Here is an 18,679-nt window from a genome sequence, read left to right on the forward strand (position 1 = left end):
AGTCGAAAAAGCTCTGGCTCATGTGCCTGTGTATATGATTTTTGATGATCATGATGTCACCGATGATTGGAATTTAACCCGTGCTTGGGAAGAGCAAGTTTATAATAACCCATACTCCAAACAAATTATTGGCAATGCTTTAGCGGCATATTTTCTCTGCCAAGGGATCGGTAATCCTATTGATCATTTAACACCTATGATTGAGATAGCGAATAAACGCTTTGTATCACCTTCCAAAGAACAACATCAACTGTTTATCGATAAATTACTCGCCTTTGATCATTGGCATTACCAACTGCAAACCGATCCTCCAGTGCAAGTACTAGATACCCGAACCCAAAGATGGCGTAGCGAATCTAACCCGAATAAGCCATCTGGTTTAATGGATTGGGAAGCATTGTGTGAACTGCAACAAAATGTAATTGGCAAAGAATCTGTAATTCTGGTTTCGGCCGCGCCTATTTATGGCATTAAGTTCATTGAAACCATTCAACGTATTTTTACTTTCTTTGGCGGTGCTCTAATGGTGGATGCAGAAAACTGGATGGCGCATAAAGGCACGGCCAACGTTATGCTGAATATTTTTACCCATAAATCTACCCCACCCCACTTTACAATTTTATCCGGCGATGTGCATTATTCCTTTGTGTATGATGTGAGTTTACGTTTTCGTCGTAATAGTCCTAAAATATTGCAGTTTACTTGTTCAGGCATTCACAACGCTTTTCCTGAAGGTTTGATCAAGTGGTTCGACAGATTCAATCGGTTATTATACGGGCACAGGTCACCTTTAAACTTTTTGACCAAGCGTCGAAACATGTCAATAAAACAAAGAGATCCTGACAATACTAGCGGCGAAATTGTGAATAAATGTGCCATGGGTCTACTGACCATTGACCGACAAACAGGTCACCAAGAATGTAAACTGATTCTTGCCGATGGTAGTACAATCCAATTTAGACAACATGAATAGTCCGGAGTAGTTTTAATTGAAGATCGCAATATTTTACGGTTCTACCACCTGTTACACTGAAATGGCAGCGGAAAAAATTCAACTGGTATTAGAGAAAAACCTGAATCAGCCAGTACCAATTTTCAATATTAAAGATGTCGCCCTAAACAAAGCTGAGGATTACGACTTTGTTTTATTCGGCATTTCAACTTGGGATTTTGGGGAGTTACAAGAGGACTGGGAATCAAGTTGGGACGACATAAAACAACTTAACTTATCAGGTAAAACAGTCGCTCTTTTTGGACTGGGTGATCAAATGGGATATGCCGACTGGTTTCAAGATGCCTTAGGTATGCTACATGACGAATTATTGCAGTTGGATGTTAACTTTATTGGTTATTGGCCAAATGAAGGTTATGAGTTTACGGCTTCAAAAGGCATCACTGAAGATGGTGAGTTTTTTGTTGGATTAAGTTTAGATGATGAAAATCAATTTGACCTCAGCGAACAAAGAATTCACCTATGGTGCAAGCAGTTAGTCGAAGAAATGGCAATTTTATAATTAATTAATCAATTTTTGTTAATAAATTTTCGTTTACCGGATTGGCTTTTACATCGGATTCGATATACTATGTAATCCAAATTAGTAACAATGAGCTGTATAAAATGAAGAGAAAAAAGCACACAGCTGCTGATGACGAAGCCCAAATCGATATGACGCCAATGTTGGACATAGTGTTCATCATGCTTATCTTCTTTATCGTAACCACTACCTTTTCATCTGAAAAAGGATTAATGGCTAACCGTCCTAAGTCAGATCAAGAAACCAATACACCATCCAAGGCACTATCTATAAGCATAAGTGCAACGGGTGAAATCAGTATGGGTGGTCGTATAGTGGATGTTCGCCGTGTTGTTGCCAACACCCAAACCTATCTTGCAGAAAATGCGACTGACTCTGCCGCAATCCAAGCCCACGAAGATACCGAGCATGGTATTGTGGTTCAGGTGATGGACCAGGTAAAAATTGCGGGTATTCAAAACGTTTCGGTACTTGTTAAAGATTAGTTCGACGCGACCTATCAACAAAAAAACAGCCTTAACGGCTGTTTTTTTTATGTCTATTGTTTAACTAAGACGTTTTTTGGCGTTCAAACCACTCGTCATATGACACTGTAAAAGACTCATCCATGCAGTCTGCTGGATAAGCATATAACCCAAACTTTTCATTTTCTTGATGGATGATGACAACTGCAAATTTTGGCATTTTTGTCAGACCTTTGTGCATTGGGTCCCACACAGGTACATTGTACCCACCCAATGACATAACAGGCACTTCTACACCAGAAATTTTAGTTCGATAGGCTGATACAGGGTTTGGAATAACCGCATATACCGTATGCATTGGAATGTTGATTTGCACACCGTCCCACCAAAATCTTGTCACCCTTACTTGATCGAATAGCACTTTAATACTTTGAGGTAGCTTTGTTGTCATAAAAAAACCCTCTTGGCTAGTGGTTGGTGTTAATAAAACCGTTTGTTATCGCTTTCCTTATGTAATTTATATCCACCGTAAAGTGGGATAACTTTAATATTATTTAAAACTTTTGTAGTCGAATCATTTGAGCGGCAACCTGTTGGGGTTGCACCGACCTATATTTTTTCAATAATCCCACTAATAACCAATCTACCAGAGTTAAAAGCATAAATGCTAGCTTTTCTAGCAATCTATTATCTTTACGCTCTGCGACTATTAACGATGGTCGTACTGCAGCCGCATGTTGTAACTGAGGCATTTTCATTATGGCGTTTTCTAATTCTCCTTTTACACGTAAATAAAAGAACCGACTTTTGGCGTCAGCACCAACGGAAGATATCCATACAAAACCTTTGACTCTTTGGGCGCGAGAAAGTTGCGCGGCAATGTGTACAAATTCAAAATCTACCCGACGAAAGGCTTTTTTACTTCCCGCTTGTTTTAATGTTGTACCTAAACAACAATACACGTGATCAACCGTAAAATACCCTTGATAATCTTGTAAATTGTCAAAATCGATAACAACGGCCTGAATCTTTTTATTCGGGTCATGATAGTCTTTGTTTGAAAGCGGGGAGCGGACTAAACAGGTGACCTGATAATAACGCTCATCCCGACAAAGAGCATTAACTAGGGCTCTGCCGACGACGCCGGTTGCACCAAGTACGGTGGCACTGTATTTGTTATTCATATTGCTAAACTTTGTGTTACCCTTGGATAGGAATTTTTATAATAATAACTACGACATTATGAACAAAATCGCTTTTTTATTTTTTACTATAACGACATCCGTTTTTCTAACTTCAACCCTTTATGCATCCACTAAAATGAATATGAATATCGAAAGAATTCACGAATCTCCCTCTTTGTCAGGCGCTCCACCACAAAAACTGAAAGTGTCTCCCGATGGTTCTCGAGTTACTTTTATAAAAGGTAAAGAGAATGACTTTGAACGTTATGATTTGTGGGAATATCACATTGCTACAGGCAAAACGCGAGTGCTATTTGATGCCGATGATTTGCATACTGGGGATGAGGCATTATCTGATGAAGAAAAAGCGCGTCGAGAACGAATGCGTGTTTACGGCAGTGGTATCCTTGACTATCAATGGTCTGCTGATGGTAAAGCCTTAGTTTTTCCTCTTGGTGGCGATATTTATTATTTTAAATTAGGCAGTGAAAGTGCTGTTAAGCTTGTAGAAACCGAGGCCTTTGAAACTGACGTAAAATTCTCTCCCAAAGGTAACTATGTTAGTTTTATTCGGGATCAAAACCTATATGTGGTAGATCTTGCTACCAAAAAAGAAAAAGCGATCACCACTGAAGGTGCTGGCGATATTAAATTCGGCATGGCGGAATTTGTTGCTCAAGAAGAAATGTCACGTATGACAGGCTACTGGTGGTCACCAGACGAATCCTATATTGCCCTAACCAAAGTCGACGAAGCCCCCGTGATGAATATTACGCGCTCTGAAATTTATGCGGATAGCATAAAGATGATCGAGCAAAAATATCCAAAAGCGGGAACCGACAATGTCATAATTGAACTGGCCGTTGCCCACTTAGACACTGATGAATTGCAATGGATTGATCTTGGCGAGAACAAAGATATCTATTTGGCAAGAGTGGATTGGAAAAATGACAATACCCTCACCTATCAGGTACAAACTAGAGATCAAAAACACTTGGCACTAAATGCCTATGATGTCGCCAAAACTAAAACTTATACATTGTTGACTGAACAAAGTGATACTTGGATAAACCTGCACTACGATATTAAATTTTTAGATAATGGCGATTTTATCTGGGCTTCTGAAAGAGATGGTTATAAGCATCTTTATTTAATCGGCAGTGACGGCAAAGTTAAGCAACAACTGACAAAAGGTGAATGGGTAGTAGAAAGCATAAAAGGCTTTAATAAAAATACCCATACCATCTTCTTTGAAGGTCGCAAAGATACACCGTTAGAAAGTCATTTATATGCGTTAAATCTTGAAACTTCTCAGATTGAGCGATTGACAGAAAAAGGTTTCTTCCACAACACCAACTTTAGTAAAGACGGTTCGATCTTTGTTAAAACCAGTTCTAACATCAATACTCCACCTCAAGTATCTTTGCATGATGCCAATGGAAAACAACTCACTTGGTTAGACCATAACAAAGTGGAAGAAGGTCATCCGTTGTATCCCTATATGGCAAATTGGATTGAGCCAACCTTTGGCACAATTAAATCAGACGATAAGTCCACTGACTTGTATTACCGTTTATATACGCCAGAAAATATCGATAGCAAACGCCCTGTGATCGTTTATTTGTACGGTGGACCTCATGCGCAAGTAGTCACCAACGCATGGGCCGGAAATAGAGGTTTATTATTCCAGCATTGGGTACAAAAAGGTTATGTCGTTTTCTCCATAGATAACCGCGGGTCGAACTATCGAGGCAAAGCGTTTGAAGAGCCTATCTATCAAGCCATGGGAAGCATTGAAGTCACTGATCAGGTATCTGGGGTTAAGTTCTTACAAACACTCGATTATGTCGATCCTGAGCGTATTGGCGTTTATGGCCATAGCTATGGTGGCTACATGACCCTGATGACCATGTTCCAAGCTGGCGATTACTTTAAAGTAGGCGTCTCAGGCGCCCCAGTAACTGACTGGAGAATTTACGATACCCACTACACTGAGCGTTACATGGGTAACCCGAATGAAGTAGATGACAAATACACTGCTTCAAGCGTATTCCCTTATGCGAAGGACTTAACTGGTGAGCTACTCATTTATCATGGCATGGCAGATGATAACGTATTGTTTAGTCATAGCACCAAGTTATATAAGCATTTGCAAGATCTTGCTATTCCTTTCCATACAATGGATTACCCTGGCAAGAAACATAGTCTGCGAGGAAAAGCTACAGGCATACACATGTACAAAACTATTACCCGCTTTTTCGACCAACACTTAGAGAATAAGTAGATCGAAGAAAGAGCCTCTAATAATGAAAACTGAGGGGTTAAATGGTCACATATCATGATATTCAAATGGCGCAACAACGTATTGCGCCATACGTCCACAAAACGCCCATTGTAAGCTCTCATTTGTTAAATCAGTGGTTGGGACATGAGATATTTTTTAAAGCGGAATGTTTGCAAAAAATAGGCGCTTTTAAGATAAGAGGGGCGACCAACTTTATTGCCAAGTTACGAGAAAGTGGTGACGAGGTGAATAAAGTTGTGGCTAATTCTTCTGGCAATCATGCACAAGCAGTAGCGCTTGCCAGTCAAATATTTTCAATACCTTCTGAGATTTATGCGGCTCAAAATATTTCGCCAGTAAAAGCAAATGCGACTAAGTATTATGGCGCAGAGCTTCATTTATTCGACACTAGATTAGAGGCCGATGCTGCTATACAAAACGCAGCCCAAGAAGAGGGTATTGTATGGATTCCTCCTTTCAATCATCCTGACATTATTGCCGGGCAAGGCACAGCAACAGCAGAAGCTCTAGCACAAATATCAGATGTAGATGCTGTATTTGCACCTTGTGGCGGTGGCGGATTACTATCAGGCTCATACGTAGCTACAAGAGCATTAGCGCCCAATGCCAAAGTCATTGGTGCCGAACCCTTGCAAGCCAATGATGCGGCAAAATCTCGTCGCGCGGGCAAAATCATTGCCCTCGACGGGCCTGCTCAAACATTGGCAGATGGTGCCGCAACACCGAGTGTGGGCGAACACACTTTCCCAATTATTCAGCAAGTTGACGATTTTTATGAAGTTGATGAACAAGGGATCATTTATTGGACACAATGGTTACAACATTTATTAAAATTACATGTTGAACCTACAAGTGCTTTGGCGATGGATGCAGTTGTTCGATGGTTGTCAACGCAGAACAAAAAACAACGCGTGTTAGTTATTTTAAGCGGAGGTAACATCAGTTCGTCCTCAATGCATAAAATCTGGCTTAATGATAACCTAAATACTTTACCGAGTTTGAACTAGAGGAATGAAAATGAAAGCAATTACTACCTTACCCTTACTAATATCCTTAGTTTTTGTTCCCGTTTCTCTGAGCGCGAAAACCACTCACTTTACCAATATCAATGGTTATACACTTAATCAGCAAGGTGAATTAGTACAATTCGATGAGATGCTAATTGAGGATGACAAAGTCGTCTCTATCGGCAAACCTAACACCACTTCTGTAGACAAAGTCGTTGATTTACAGGGCAAGACCCTTATCCCTGGCCTCATTGACGCCCATGGCCATTTGCTGGGTCTTGGGGAAAATCTCACCCAAGTCGATCTCAGAACAAGTGAATCAGAACAAGCCGCTGTTAAAGCTATTACTCAGTTTGTCAGTGCCCATAAAACCGGAGTCTGGGTAATGGGTAGAGGCTGGAATCAAGTTAATTGGCCATCAAAACAATTCCCCTCAAAAGATTCATTAGACAAGGAATTTGCAGACGTTCCGGTGTATTTAAGTCGAATAGATGGTCATGCTGCATGGGTGAACTCTAAAGCCCTAGAAGTTGCAGGAATTAATGCGTCCACTCCTGCCGTTGAAGGTGGCGAGATTGTAAAAGATGAAAATGGCAATCCAACAGGCGTACTTATCGATAATGCAATGGATCTAGTATGGCAACACATCCCTGATACAAGCCTAGAACAACTTAGAAATCAGCTAGATACTGCACAACAGCATTTGCTGTCTTTAGGCGTGACTAGTATGCATGATGCCGGTATCAGTCAACGCGTTAGAGATATGTATGTTGAGCAAGCAGAAGCCCATCGGCTCAATCTTAGAATTTATGCGATGTTAGCCGCTACAGATCCTAATATCACAGAAATGTTAGCCCAAGGGCATTATCAAGATGAAGATGAATTTTTATCCATTCGCTCAGTAAAAGCCTATGGCGATGGTGCTTTGGGCAGTCGTGGCGCTGCGCTTTTGGCCCCCTATTCAGATGACCCAGATAATAAAGGTTTACTGGTAACCCCGCTAGAAGAGCTGCCAGCAGTGTTTGATTTAGTCATTGGAGAAGATTTTCAACTTAATTTTCATGCAATAGGGGATCGAGCAAATCGTTTGGTTTTGCAACACTTTGCTAAAGCATTTAAAAAGTATCCAGATAACAAGCAACGTCACCGGATTGAACATGCTCAGGTCATTGCGGTAGAAGATATTCCACTGTTTGTGGAGTACGGCATCATTCCCTCTATGCAACCTACTCATGCCACCAGTGATAAAAATATGGCAGAAGACAGGCTTGGCGCAGAACGTTTAAAAGGCGCCTATGCATGGCGAACGTTTTTAAATCAGGGTTCTCGCATTGCGTTTGGAAGCGATTTTCCAGTGGAGTTGGCCAATCCATTTCATGGGTTGCATGCGGCTGTTACTAGACAAGATGGGGATAATCAACCTCAAGGCGGTTGGATCCCTGAAGAATCTGTGACCCTTTTAGAGGCATTTAGAGGCTTTACCATTGATGCAGCTTATGCAGCATTTCAAGAAGATAGTATCGGCCAACTTTCACCAGGTATGAAAGCCGACTTCATTATTATCGATAAAGACATGTTTGCTATACCTGCTTCTCAAATCAGAGATATTCAGGTACAGCAAACTTGGGTGAATGGGAAGCAGGTTTTTTAATCTCGCCTGTAAACACCATTTATAAACAAGGTCAACATGAGCGTTGCAAGCAAAACCCTATTTATTGATATAGGGTCTTAATCCAACGCTCTTCATTGATAAACTGCCAAGCCCAAGATTTCCATTTTTCTTCTAGCCCAGCTTCAACCACTTCAGCTTCGGACATGCCTTTGGCTTTTTGCGCCTGAACATATTGATGTGTTTGCTCAATCATATCAACAAAACGCATCAGGTCTTGTTTATTGGCTAATTTACCATGGCCAGGAATAATCTTAGTGGTCGGGTCAATCTTCGCCAACAGCACTTTAATCGCTTCAATGTAACCTTCTACATCACCACCAGCGCCTAAATCAACATATGGGAACATGCCGTTGAAAAAAATATCCCCTGTATGCAATACATTGGCTTTTTCAAACCATATGGCGCTATCGCCGTCGGTATGCGCACTGGGTAAATGAAATACATGTGCTGTATCACCATTTATATGAAATTTAATGCCATCTTTATAGGTAATGACCGGTAACGATTGTTGATCAGCATCTTCTGCTGAAGCTAATCGAATTCTTACGTTTTCATGGGCAAAGATAGTTGCGCCTTGGTTTTCATGAAAAAATGCATTAGAACCAGTATGGTCGCCATGATAGTGGGTGTTTACTACATACTTGGTTTTCATGTCACTAATGGATTTTAATTCGGCGGCGATTTTGTCAGCTAATGGTGCATACTGATCATCAATAATTAATAATCCATCGTCACCCGCAGAAACGCCAATATTTCCTCCTGCCCCAGTTAACATATATACAGAGCCTGATACAGATTGAGACGTTACTTCAACATCGGCAAATCTATCTTGTGAAAACGCTACCAGACTCGTTGAGACCAAAGCTGCTATCACCAGTATTCTTTTCATAATTGTCCTTTATTAAGTTGTTTCACCACTGTCGTCGACGAATCTAAAACGCGAAACTTTTGTATCGTTGACGGTTACCATTTCACAGAAATGATTATACGGTCTAACCCAAAGAGCTCGATCACCATAAAGTTGTCGATATAACACCAGTACTTCTTCGGTTTCCGAATGTCTTACAGAATCAATCACTTCGTAGTAATTGCCTTTATAATGTTGATAACGCCCTTTCTTTAGTTGCATCAGCTGTTACCAAAAATATAGCTTGCCAATAAACTAGTGACAGGTGCAGCTGTTGGCTTGCCATGTTGCCAACTCATGTTTTCGACACCTGAGCCTGCAATATCCACATGTGTAAATGGTATAGGTGCAGGCGAATCTAAGCCATGCTTATCCAATCCTGACGCTATAGCTAAAAACGCCATCGGGAATTGATGTCCTCTAACAGTAGACACTGATGGAGCATTATTCGAAGACAATACATCATCAGCTTTTGTTCTTGGTTGGACAAATTCATAATCTTCACGATGTACCAGGGACTGATGACACATATCTCCCCATAGAAGACCTTGAGAACACAGTTTTTCGTTCACTCCAGATGCCAATGCAGGACCATTTTCTAGCACTGCGGTATAAGGTCCATGTGCAAGCATTGCGTGCCCTGTCAAAGTCGCAAAACTGAACACACTTGGATTTATTTCGTTGGCAGCCTGTTCCCTAAAGTGAGACAAAATATCCATCATTACAAGTCTGCCTTCGGCATCGGTATTACCAACACGTACTCTTACACCTGAATGCCCAGTAATAATTTCATCTGGGGTGTAGGCTTCCGCATCAACATTGTTTCGTACCGCGGCTATTTCAGCCATCACCTTAATGCCTTTGGGTTTCAATAAAGCCAAGGCATACATAAAACCAGCAACCGCTGCTGCACCGCCCTTATCTCGACTCATTCCCGCCATGTGACCATTAACTTTTAAATCGACTCCACCGGTATCAAAAGTAATGCCTTTTCCGGCTAACATAAGGGTTTCTGAGATTTCTCCTTGTCCGGTATAAGTCAATTGAATAACTCTAGGTTGATGGCGCTGAACATGTAATGAAGCTCGCGCAACTGCATGCAGGGCGGGATATTGATCGAACAATTGCTTTTCATCATCAATAATAGTGATATCTACATCAGTATGCGAGAACAATGCTTGGCAATAATCCGCAAAGCCGGGTGGTGCCATACGCTCTGGCTCTGTACCACATAAATCTCGTGCAACACGTTTTCCCGCTTCAGTCGCTATAAGTTGTTTAATTAAAACCTCGTCGGCACCAATTAATGCGATTTGTTGCACGGGTTCAAGACTATCTTCACCGAGTGATTGTCTAGCTTCCAATGGTTGGTATAGACCTTGGCACAACCCCAAGTAAAACACGCCTAATGCTTTAGCAAAAAGGTCTTTTTTATGATCGGGTAAATTATTAAGCTCAACGGAAACCACTGGTTTTGTGGATTTCAGTTCAATCAATAAATCCGCATGTTGCCTACCTAAATCAAATATTCGCCTTACATCATCATAGTCTCGGGTTAGCTTTCCCGTTGGTATATGTAACAAGCGTCCCCCGGGAAAACTAGAATCTAGTAACAATGACACTTTATCACCCACTCTAGGGTCTAGGGCATGCTGCTCATCCATTACATTAGATAATTCAGAAAACACCTCAGAACTCGATTGGTCTGACACAACAATAGATAAATCAAAAGAAGAAAAAGGACCCGATGACGCTAAGCCAATCGGAGCAGGAAAAGACATAAAATCTCCTGTGTAGATAAGTTAAACAATAGTATAGACAAATTTTAACTGTAATGAATTATCCGAATCTAAAGATAATTCAGAAACTTCAGTTATGAAGTTAACGCTAAACACGCTTTAAATAACTTCGTTTAATTTACACTTTTTCTAAATCAAAAGTAAGTTGATGGGAATCTTCTGGTATTGCGTCTACCAGACCAATATGTACACCTAATAAACGGGCTGATTTACCATTTCCTCTTTTAAATGCTTCATGTAAAAGGCTGGAAAAGATGTCGAGGTTAATGCTGTTAAATTTCTGTTCCTTAGTGGTTTGATGAAAGTCAGCAAACTTTACTTTAACCCCCAATTTATCAATTCGGTTTTCGTTTATATAGTTTTTAGCGCGTTTCTTAAGTTCAGGTATTAAGCGTTCGGACATGTACTCACTCAAGGCTTGTTCATTATTGAGATTTTCCGAAAATGTATGTTCTACTCCAACTGACTTTCTTATCCGCGAAACTTCGACACCTCTGTTGTCGATAGCATTGCATTTGCGCCACAGCGAAGCGCCAAATTTGCCAAATCGAGCGATAACATCCTTTTGTTCTAGCTCTCGAATATCTTTGCCCGTTAACCAACCAAGGGTTTTTAACTTTTCAAAAGTGACCTTCCCCACCCCTGGTATTTTATTTAATGGTAAATTATCAATAAAGGATTGCAGGTTCTCTGGGGTTACAACATATTGCCCGTTAGGCTTATTCATATCTGACGCCACTTTAGCCACAAATTTCAGTGGTGCAACGCCAGCAGATGCGGTTAAATTAAGTTCATCTTGGATACACTGCCTTATTTCCTGGGCAATCAGAGTCGCAGAACCATTGCAGTGCATCGTATCAGTCACATCTAAATAGGCTTCATCTAGAGAAAGGGGCTCGATAAGGTCGGTGTAGCGCTTGAATATACTGCGAATATGCTGACTTACTTCCTTATAAACTTGCATTCTGCCCGGCACTATAATCAACTCTGGGCATTTTCTCACAGCAATTGCCGTCGGCATTGCTGAGTGAATACCGTACTGCCGAGCAATGTAGTTGCAAGTGGATAGCACACCGCGGGTGCGTGAACGTCCGCCAACAGCTACCGGTTTATCAGCTAGTTCTGGTGCATCTCTGATCTCTACAGCTACGTAAAACGCATCCATATCAACATGAATAAACTTTTTCATTCTCGCACCTACACTGTTCATACATACAGTAAAACAAAACAACTTGTATTTGTCAATCTACGACTTTATGCTATAGTTTTTGAATAACTTATAACCAAGTTTTTATGAAGACACTACTTTTAACCTTAGTTCTTGTTAGTGGTGCGGTTTTCGCAAAACCGCCGGAAAGTACTATGCAACTTGGTATGGTTATATTTCCTCCTTTCACTATCGTGGATGACGGTGGCAGTTGTCAGGGCACCTTAAATGATCTGATGACAAACGTTTTCAAAGAGTCTACCTATAATTTCCATCTTACCTGTGCATCGCCTAAACGCATCTATAGAAGTATTACGAATAACTCGTTAGATCTTTCTATTAATGTAAAAACCACAAAAATGCTCGAAGGGCTTTTGAGTTACTCTGAAATTCCATTTTCTAGATTGACCATCATTCAAGGTCGTAATCCAAATGCTAAGGAAAAAAATACGGTTTCTTTATTGTATGGGTTTGACTATAACGGACACGCTAAGCGTTTAATAGACAGTGGGGTGGCGCCTGTTCATTCTAATTCAGTCGAAGTTGTAACCAATGCTTTTCTGTTAGGTAGAACAGAGTACTTACTTGCCTATAAAAGACCTTATGAGCATTTTAAACAGAAACTTGAATTGTCAGACACACCGCCCATTAAAGACATAATAATAGAAGAAGTGGATAGCATAGATGCCTTCATTGCTGTTAATAAGGGCAGCAAAGAACACGATAAACTTATCTCGTTGGTCAATTCTCGCTGGGTAAGAGCAGCAGACTAAAGAATCTGATTATCTTTCCATTCTTTAAGCTTTTCTTCTCTAGCCTCTTGTTTAGCTAGCCTTGCTTTTTTACGATCGCAGGGCTCAGGGCAATCACAAGCTTTACTAACGCCTAAAGCGCCAAGCCCACCACAAGAACCAGAAATGCTTTTTTTCTGAAAAATATAACCAACACCCATGGCCAACACCATAAGTAGAAAGAAAACAAACGCTAAAATGAATGTACTCAAAATTTGCCTCTAATGCATTACTGACACTGTCTTGTCAAAGGCAGTCGAATGATATTCTACGAAATCTTCGCCTTCCTTAACAACAAACAATGCCGGAATATTCTCTGATTCAGCGAAAGCTAAACCTTTTTCTTTTCCCATCACAATTAATGCCGTGGCCAGTCCATCTGCCATCATACTGGATTTATGAATCACACTTACAGCTGCCAAATTATGCTGTATGGGTTTAGCAGTAGAAGGATCGATCAAATGAGAATATCGAATACCGTCTTTTTCGAAATAGTTACGATAATCTCCAGATGTGGCTATCGCATTGTCACCGATAGAAATAATAACCTGAGCTGCTCTTTGGTTGGTCACAGGCTTTTCGATGGCTATTAACCAATCTTTATCTTCGGATTTCTTTCCTGAAATGCGCATTTCCCCACCAATATCCACTAAATAGTTAGTAATATGGTAAGACTCAAGTAAAGCAGCAATTTCATCTACCGCATAACCTTTGGCAATAGTCGATAAATCTATATACACATCAGGATGTGATTTAATTACAGCTCTATCATTTAATTGGAATTTATCTAGACCTACAAATTGCCTAACTTCTTCCACGTCTTCGTTTGTAGGCACTTTATTAGGCCTCATTGTAGGACCAAATCCCCAAAGGTTAACCAATGGACCAACGGTAATATCTAGCGCACCCATGCTCATGTGATGCAGTTCTATGGCTGCAGCTAGCACAAATTCCGTTTCAGCACTAATCCTAAAAGGAACGCCAGCAGGTGCTTTATTTAATCGCGATAGTTCTGAATCATTAATATAGGTAGACATTAAATTATTAATCTGTTGAAGACTTTGTTTAATTTCTAGATCTATCTGCTCTGTGTTAATTCGTTCTGCTTGAATATCATCGAGCACGAACTTGACGTTATACATGGTGCCCATGGTTGGTCCTGAAAAAGCAATCATCTCAGGGCTTTTAGGTGCACAACCAGTAACACTCAATAATGAACATAATGTTATTAGAACTAGAAAAAATCTGATACTCATCTCACAACTTAATCAATAAAAAAGGGGCGATTGCCCCTTTTAAAGTTACTTAGCGTTATATTATACGCGTTAACCGCCGAAGTCGTCCAACATAATGTTGTCGTCTTCTACACCTAGATCTTTAAGCATGTTAATAACAGCTGCGTTCATCATAGGTGGCCCACACATATAAAACTCACAATCTTCTGGTGCTGGGTGGTCCTTCAGATAATTCTCTAACAATACGTTGTGAATAAACCCTGTGTACCCTTCCCAATTGTCTTCCGGTTGAGGATCAGACAAAGCCACATACCAATTAAAATTGTCATTCTCTTTTTGTAGGGTATCAAAATCTTCTACATAGAACATTTCACGTAATGAGCGTGCACCATACCAGAATGAAATCTTACGCTTAGATTTAAGTCGACGCAATTGGTCAAAGATATGTGAACGCATAGGCGCCATACCTGCACCACCGCCAATAAACACCATTTCAGCGTCTGTATCCTTGGCGAAGAATTCACCAAATGGACCTGAAATCGTCACTTTATCACCTGGCTTAAGCGACCAAATGAAAGATGACATCTTACCCGCAGGTAGACTCAAATTATTCGGTGGCGGCGTAGCGATACGCACGTTAAGCATGATAATGCCTTCTTCTTCTGGGTAATTCGCCATTGAGTATGCACGAATTGTCTCTTCGTCTACTTTTGATTCAATGTCAAAGAAGCCGAAGCGCTCCCAATCACCTCGGTATTCCTGCGGAATATCGAAATCTTTGTATTTCACATGATGAGGTGGAGCTTCAATTTGAATATAACCACCGGCACGGAAAGGCACGCTTTCACCGTCTGGAATGCCAAGTTTAAGTTCTTTAATGAAAGTAGCTTCGTTATTATTAGAAATAACTTCACACTCCCATTTTTTAATACCAAATACTTCTTCTGGAAGTTCGATTTTCATGTCTTGCTTAATCGCTACCTGACATGACAAACGGCAACCTTCTTTAGCTTCACGTTTAGTGATGTGATCGAGTTCGGTAGGCAGAATCTCACCGCCACCTTCTTTAATGTCGACACGACATTGACCACAAGAACCACCGCCACCACAAGCAGATGATACAAAGATACCAGCGTCAGCTAGCGCACCAAGTAACTTACCGCCAGGAGAAGCTGTTATAGCCTTATCTGGATCGTCGTTAATGATGATTTGAACATCACCACTGGGCACTAATTTTGATTTTGCAAAAGTGATGATAAGTACAAGTACCAACACTATTGCGATAAACATACCTACGCCAAGGTAGATTTCAGACTGATTCATGATTTAATCCCCCTTACAACGATATACCAGTGAAAGACTGGAAGCCTAATGCCATTAGACCAGCAATCATAAACACTGAACCTAGACCGCGAAGGCCATCCGGTATATCTGCGTATTTTAACTTCTCACGAACAGATGCTAATAAAACAATAGCAATTGCCCAACCTAAACCGCTTCCAACGCCGTAAACAACACTCTCACCTAGGGTGTATTCACGTTGAACTGCAAACGCCACACCACCGAATATTGCACAGTTTACGGTGATTAGCGGCAAGAAGATCCCTAGCGCGTTGTATAAAGCAGGGAAAAACTTGTCAAGTAACATTTCCAGAATTTGTACCAAGGCGGCAATTACACCGATAAAGGTTAAGAAGTTTAAGAAACTTAAATCAGCATCAGGGAATCCAGCCCATGCTAATGCGCCAGGAGCTAAGATGTTTACATAAATAATCTGGTTAACCGGTACTGAAATACCTAGTACCACGATTACAGCAACGCCTAAACCCATTGATGTTTTGACTTTCTTAGATACCGCGAGAAAAGTACACATACCTAAGAACAGAGACAAAGCCATGTTTTCAACGAAAACAGCTCTAATAGCTAATGCAATATAATGTTCCATAGTAACTATTCCTTAGGTTCTACTTGTTCTGGACGAATGGTACGAATAAACCAAATCATCAGACCGATTAAGAAGAACGAACTGAAAGGTAGAATCAACAAACCGTTACCTTGATAGAACCCACCATTTTGAACAAGAGGAAGGATTTCAAATCCAAGGATAGTACCAAAACCAAATAACTCTTTAATGGTACCAATTACGATTAGGATAAATGAATAACCCAAGCCGTTCCCTATGCCATCTAAGAAACTCATCATAGGAGGGGACTTCATTGCATAAGCTTCAGCACGTCCCATTACTATACAGTTTGTAATAATCAAACCAACAAATACAGACAGCTGCTTAGAGATTTCATATGAATAAGCTTTCAAAATTTGGTCAACAACAATTACCAAGGATGCAATTATGGTCATTTGCACGATGATACGTACGCTTGACGGAATATGATTCCGGATAATTGAAATAAACAAATTTGAAAACGCAACTACTGAAGTTAGTGCCAATGACATAACCAAAGCAGTTTCAAGTTTAGTTGTAATCGCCAACGCAGAGCAAATACCAAGTACATGCAATGCAATGGGGTTACTATCGATTATTGGCCCGAAGAGGGCTTTTTTCATTTCTTTAGTATCAGCCATGTTCGTGCCCTATGATTTCCAAGATTGGTTAGTTAAATAGCTTTTGTAGCCGTTTTCACCAGCCCAGTATCTTAACGTATTTTCAACACCGTTACTGGTTAAGGTAGCACCAGAAAGTGCATCCACAGCATATTGCTTGCGACTATCAGGGATACTCTTATCAACAGAAATAGCTACATCACCAGAATCATCATATAACTTTTTACCATCCCACTTGGCTTGCCAATCAGGGTTTTGAACTTCACCACCCAATCCTGGCGTTTCTTTGTGTTGATAATAAATCAGTTCACGGATTGTTTCGCCATCGTTATCTACCGCTAAGAATCCGTACATCAAATCCCATAGTCCACTGCCATGTACTGGCAAAACGATGCGAGTGATATTACCATTTTCGTCTTTTATATGATAAACACTAGCAACTGTTGCACGACGTTGGAAACCGACATTACTATTTTCAACTCTTACTGTGTAGTCAGGATTATTAGCCGCTTTGTACATGTCATAGTCATCGAAAGGCTCGTCAACATATTGACCAGTAGCAATATCAATGAACTTCTCTTCTACACGGTTGCTATACACTTCAGCGACTTGTTCATTGTTACTTGCCAAGTCAATTAGTCCAGCAGCTGTTAGTATATTGGTTTTTTTATCCAAGGCTGCGTTTGTTTCTTGCAATGAGCGAAGACCAACAGCAGAACCCGAAACGATAATTGAACAAACCAGACAAACTGCAACGACAACGCCGATAGTTTTTCCTAAAGTTTCTTTTTTAGCCGACACGAGCAACCCTCCGTTTAATATTGCTTTGGGCAACAAAATAATCAAATAGAGGCGCCCATAAATTAGCGAACAGTATCGCAAGCATAATGCCCTCTGGGAAAGCAGGGTTTATTGCGCGAATAAGGATTGTCATAAATCCGATGAAGAAACCATACATCCATTTTGCTTTATTGGTGAAAGATGCTGACACCGGATCTGTTGCCATAAAGAACATACCGAACGCCAAACCACCAATGACATAATGGTAATAGAAAGGCAGGTTAAACATTACATTGGATTCTGAGCCGACTATATTCAGAAGTCCACCGAAGAAAGCTACACCTAAGGCAACACCACTCACGATACGCCAGCTAGCAATTCCCATGTATATTATAAATAGACCACCCAGCATAATAGCCAAGGTAGACACTTCACCAACTGAGCCTGGAAGGTAACCTACAAAGGCATCCCAGAAGTTTAACGCAGGTTCGCCATTAACGTAGCCAGTTTCAGCGGCAGTAAATTTACTTAACCAAGTTGCACCAGAAACACCGTCAGGCATTTGCGCAGCAATCCATACTTTATCACCTGAAATTTGTGCAGGATAAGCAAAGTATAAGAACGCGCGACCAGCAAGCGCTGGGTTAAGGAAGTTTCGACCAGTTCCACCAAAGATTTCTTTAGCGATAACTACACCGAAGGTAATGCCTAAGGCTACCTGCCATAAAGGTATAGTTGCTGGCAATGTCAATGAAAACAGAACCGAGGTTACAAAGAAACCTTCGTTGACTTCATGTTTACGGATTGATGCAAAAAGTACTTCCCAAAATCCACCCACAATGAATGTTGTTGCATAAATTGGAATGAAGAAGCAAGCGCCATAGAACATAGCACCCAACACTCCCGTACTGGCGTCTAGAGTGCCACCTAATGCTGTGAACAATGATGCTTGCCACATATCAGGTAATGCACCACCAAGAGCAATTGCATCTTGTGCTTGAACACCAACATTGTACATGCCGTAGAACATCGCAGGGAAAGTCGCCATCCATACCATAATCATGATACGTTTAAGGTCAATACTGTCTTTTACGTGGGTAGTAGATTTATTTACTTTACCCGGTGTATAAAAGATAGTCGCTGCCGCTTCGTAAAGGGCATAGAATTTTTCGTACTTACCACCAGCTTCAAACTGGGGTTCGATTTTTTCTAAATATGCTTTTAAACCCAT

General features: G+C 40.7%; 20 protein-coding genes. 7 read left to right on the forward strand and 13 right to left on the reverse strand.

Annotation, left to right across the window (positions count from 1 at the left end; translation table 11 throughout):
* Positions 1–28: 28 nt before the first annotated feature.
* The 3 genes from ACNKW3_RS15205 to ACNKW3_RS15215 all read left to right on the forward strand — a co-directional run bounded on the left by ACNKW3_RS15205 (position 29) and on the right by ACNKW3_RS15215 (position 2,020).
* Complete coding sequence (locus ACNKW3_RS15205; protein ID WP_427400172.1) at positions 29–973, forward strand: hypothetical protein; 945 nt, start codon at positions 29–31, stop codon at positions 971–973.
* A 16-nt stretch (positions 974–989) separates the two neighbouring features.
* The gene (gene fldB, locus ACNKW3_RS15210) at positions 990–1,514 is read left to right on the forward strand and encodes a flavodoxin FldB (RefSeq protein ID WP_427400173.1); all 525 of its coding nucleotides are present in this window, start codon (positions 990–992) and stop codon (positions 1,512–1,514) included.
* 104 nt (positions 1,515–1,618) lie between these two features.
* Positions 1,619–2,020 (forward strand): ExbD/TolR family protein, encoded by a 402-nt coding sequence (locus ACNKW3_RS15215; protein ID WP_427400174.1) that lies wholly within the window; start codon positions 1,619–1,621, stop codon positions 2,018–2,020.
* Between the two features lie 64 nt (positions 2,021–2,084).
* On the opposite strand, the gene ACNKW3_RS15220 is transcribed toward ACNKW3_RS15215, so the two are convergent.
* Complete coding sequence (locus ACNKW3_RS15220) at positions 2,085–2,450, reverse strand: hypothetical protein (protein ID WP_427400175.1); 366 nt, start codon at positions 2,448–2,450, stop codon at positions 2,085–2,087.
* A 103-nt stretch (positions 2,451–2,553) separates the two neighbouring features.
* Positions 2,554–3,183, reverse strand: a complete 630-nt coding sequence (locus tag ACNKW3_RS15225; protein ID WP_427400176.1) for an NAD(P)H-binding protein — start codon at positions 3,181–3,183, stop codon at positions 2,554–2,556.
* A gap of 136 nt (positions 3,184–3,319) precedes the next feature.
* Between ACNKW3_RS15225 and ACNKW3_RS15230 the strand changes: the two genes are divergently transcribed.
* Genes ACNKW3_RS15230 through ACNKW3_RS15240 form a run of 3 tightly spaced genes read left to right on the forward strand, consistent with a single transcriptional unit; the run spans position 3,320 to position 8,146 of the window.
* Entirely contained in the window at positions 3,320–5,467 is a 2,148-nt protein-coding gene (locus ACNKW3_RS15230; RefSeq protein ID WP_427400177.1) for a DPP IV N-terminal domain-containing protein, read from the forward strand.
* A gap of 41 nt (positions 5,468–5,508) precedes the next feature.
* Positions 5,509–6,495 carry a serine/threonine dehydratase gene (locus tag ACNKW3_RS15235; protein WP_427400178.1) on the forward strand — a complete coding sequence of 329 codons (987 nt, stop codon included), beginning with the start codon at positions 5,509–5,511 and terminating at the stop codon, positions 6,493–6,495.
* 4 nt (positions 6,496–6,499) lie between these two features.
* Positions 6,500–8,146: an amidohydrolase gene (locus tag ACNKW3_RS15240; protein ID WP_427400179.1), complete on the forward strand. Its 1,647-nt coding sequence runs from the start codon at positions 6,500–6,502 to the stop codon at positions 8,144–8,146.
* A gap of 61 nt (positions 8,147–8,207) precedes the next feature.
* Here the strand turns inward: ACNKW3_RS15240 and ACNKW3_RS15245 are convergent, their stop codons facing one another.
* From ACNKW3_RS15245 to dinB, 4 genes are all read right to left on the reverse strand, one after another.
* On the reverse strand, positions 8,208–9,056 hold the full coding sequence (locus tag ACNKW3_RS15245; protein ID WP_427400180.1) for an MBL fold metallo-hydrolase: 849 nt from the start codon (positions 9,054–9,056) through the stop codon (positions 8,208–8,210).
* A gap of 12 nt (positions 9,057–9,068) precedes the next feature.
* Complete coding sequence (locus ACNKW3_RS15250) at positions 9,069–9,296, reverse strand: DUF1653 domain-containing protein (RefSeq protein ID WP_427400181.1); 228 nt, start codon at positions 9,294–9,296, stop codon at positions 9,069–9,071.
* Positions 9,296–10,855 (reverse strand): M17 family metallopeptidase, encoded by a 1,560-nt coding sequence (locus tag ACNKW3_RS15255; protein ID WP_427400182.1) that lies wholly within the window; start codon positions 10,853–10,855, stop codon positions 9,296–9,298. Before ACNKW3_RS15255 ends, ACNKW3_RS15250 begins: the two co-directional genes overlap by 1 nt.
* A gap of 136 nt (positions 10,856–10,991) precedes the next feature.
* Positions 10,992–12,062, reverse strand: a complete 1,071-nt coding sequence (gene dinB / locus ACNKW3_RS15260) for a DNA polymerase IV (protein WP_427400183.1) — start codon at positions 12,060–12,062, stop codon at positions 10,992–10,994.
* 104 nt (positions 12,063–12,166) lie between these two features.
* Here dinB and ACNKW3_RS15265 point away from each other — a divergent pair, with 104 nt between their 5' ends.
* Positions 12,167–12,853 carry a hypothetical protein gene (locus ACNKW3_RS15265; RefSeq protein ID WP_427400184.1) on the forward strand — a complete coding sequence of 229 codons (687 nt, stop codon included), beginning with the start codon at positions 12,167–12,169 and terminating at the stop codon, positions 12,851–12,853.
* On the opposite strand, the gene nqrM is transcribed toward ACNKW3_RS15265, so the two are convergent.
* From nqrM to ACNKW3_RS15300, 7 genes are all read right to left on the reverse strand, one after another.
* On the reverse strand, positions 12,850–13,083 hold the full coding sequence (gene nqrM / locus ACNKW3_RS15270) for a (Na+)-NQR maturation NqrM (protein WP_427400185.1): 234 nt from the start codon (positions 13,081–13,083) through the stop codon (positions 12,850–12,852). The two genes, ACNKW3_RS15265 and nqrM, sit on opposite strands and share 4 nt — an antisense overlap.
* A gap of 9 nt (positions 13,084–13,092) precedes the next feature.
* Positions 13,093–14,127 (reverse strand): FAD:protein FMN transferase, encoded by a 1,035-nt coding sequence (locus ACNKW3_RS15275; protein WP_427400186.1) that lies wholly within the window; start codon positions 14,125–14,127, stop codon positions 13,093–13,095.
* A 69-nt stretch (positions 14,128–14,196) separates the two neighbouring features.
* Positions 14,197–15,429, reverse strand: a complete 1,233-nt coding sequence (nqrF, locus tag ACNKW3_RS15280; RefSeq protein ID WP_427400187.1) for an NADH:ubiquinone reductase (Na(+)-transporting) subunit F — start codon at positions 15,427–15,429, stop codon at positions 14,197–14,199.
* 13 nt (positions 15,430–15,442) lie between these two features.
* Positions 15,443–16,051, reverse strand: coding sequence for an NADH:ubiquinone reductase (Na(+)-transporting) subunit E (gene nqrE / locus ACNKW3_RS15285; RefSeq protein WP_427400188.1), 609 nt, complete (start codon positions 16,049–16,051; stop codon positions 15,443–15,445).
* A gap of 5 nt (positions 16,052–16,056) precedes the next feature.
* Complete coding sequence (locus ACNKW3_RS15290; RefSeq protein WP_427400189.1) at positions 16,057–16,689, reverse strand: NADH:ubiquinone reductase (Na(+)-transporting) subunit D; 633 nt, start codon at positions 16,687–16,689, stop codon at positions 16,057–16,059.
* A 9-nt stretch (positions 16,690–16,698) separates the two neighbouring features.
* Positions 16,699–17,469: a Na(+)-translocating NADH-quinone reductase subunit C gene (locus tag ACNKW3_RS15295; protein WP_427400190.1), complete on the reverse strand. Its 771-nt coding sequence runs from the start codon at positions 17,467–17,469 to the stop codon at positions 16,699–16,701.
* Complete coding sequence (locus tag ACNKW3_RS15300) at positions 17,459–18,679, reverse strand: NADH:ubiquinone reductase (Na(+)-transporting) subunit B (RefSeq protein WP_427400191.1); 1,221 nt, start codon at positions 18,677–18,679, stop codon at positions 17,459–17,461. Before ACNKW3_RS15300 ends, ACNKW3_RS15295 begins: the two co-directional genes overlap by 11 nt.

The sequence above is a fragment of the Glaciecola sp. 1036 genome (assembly GCF_050306235.1).
Taxonomy (GTDB): domain Bacteria; phylum Pseudomonadota; class Gammaproteobacteria; order Enterobacterales; family Alteromonadaceae; genus Glaciecola.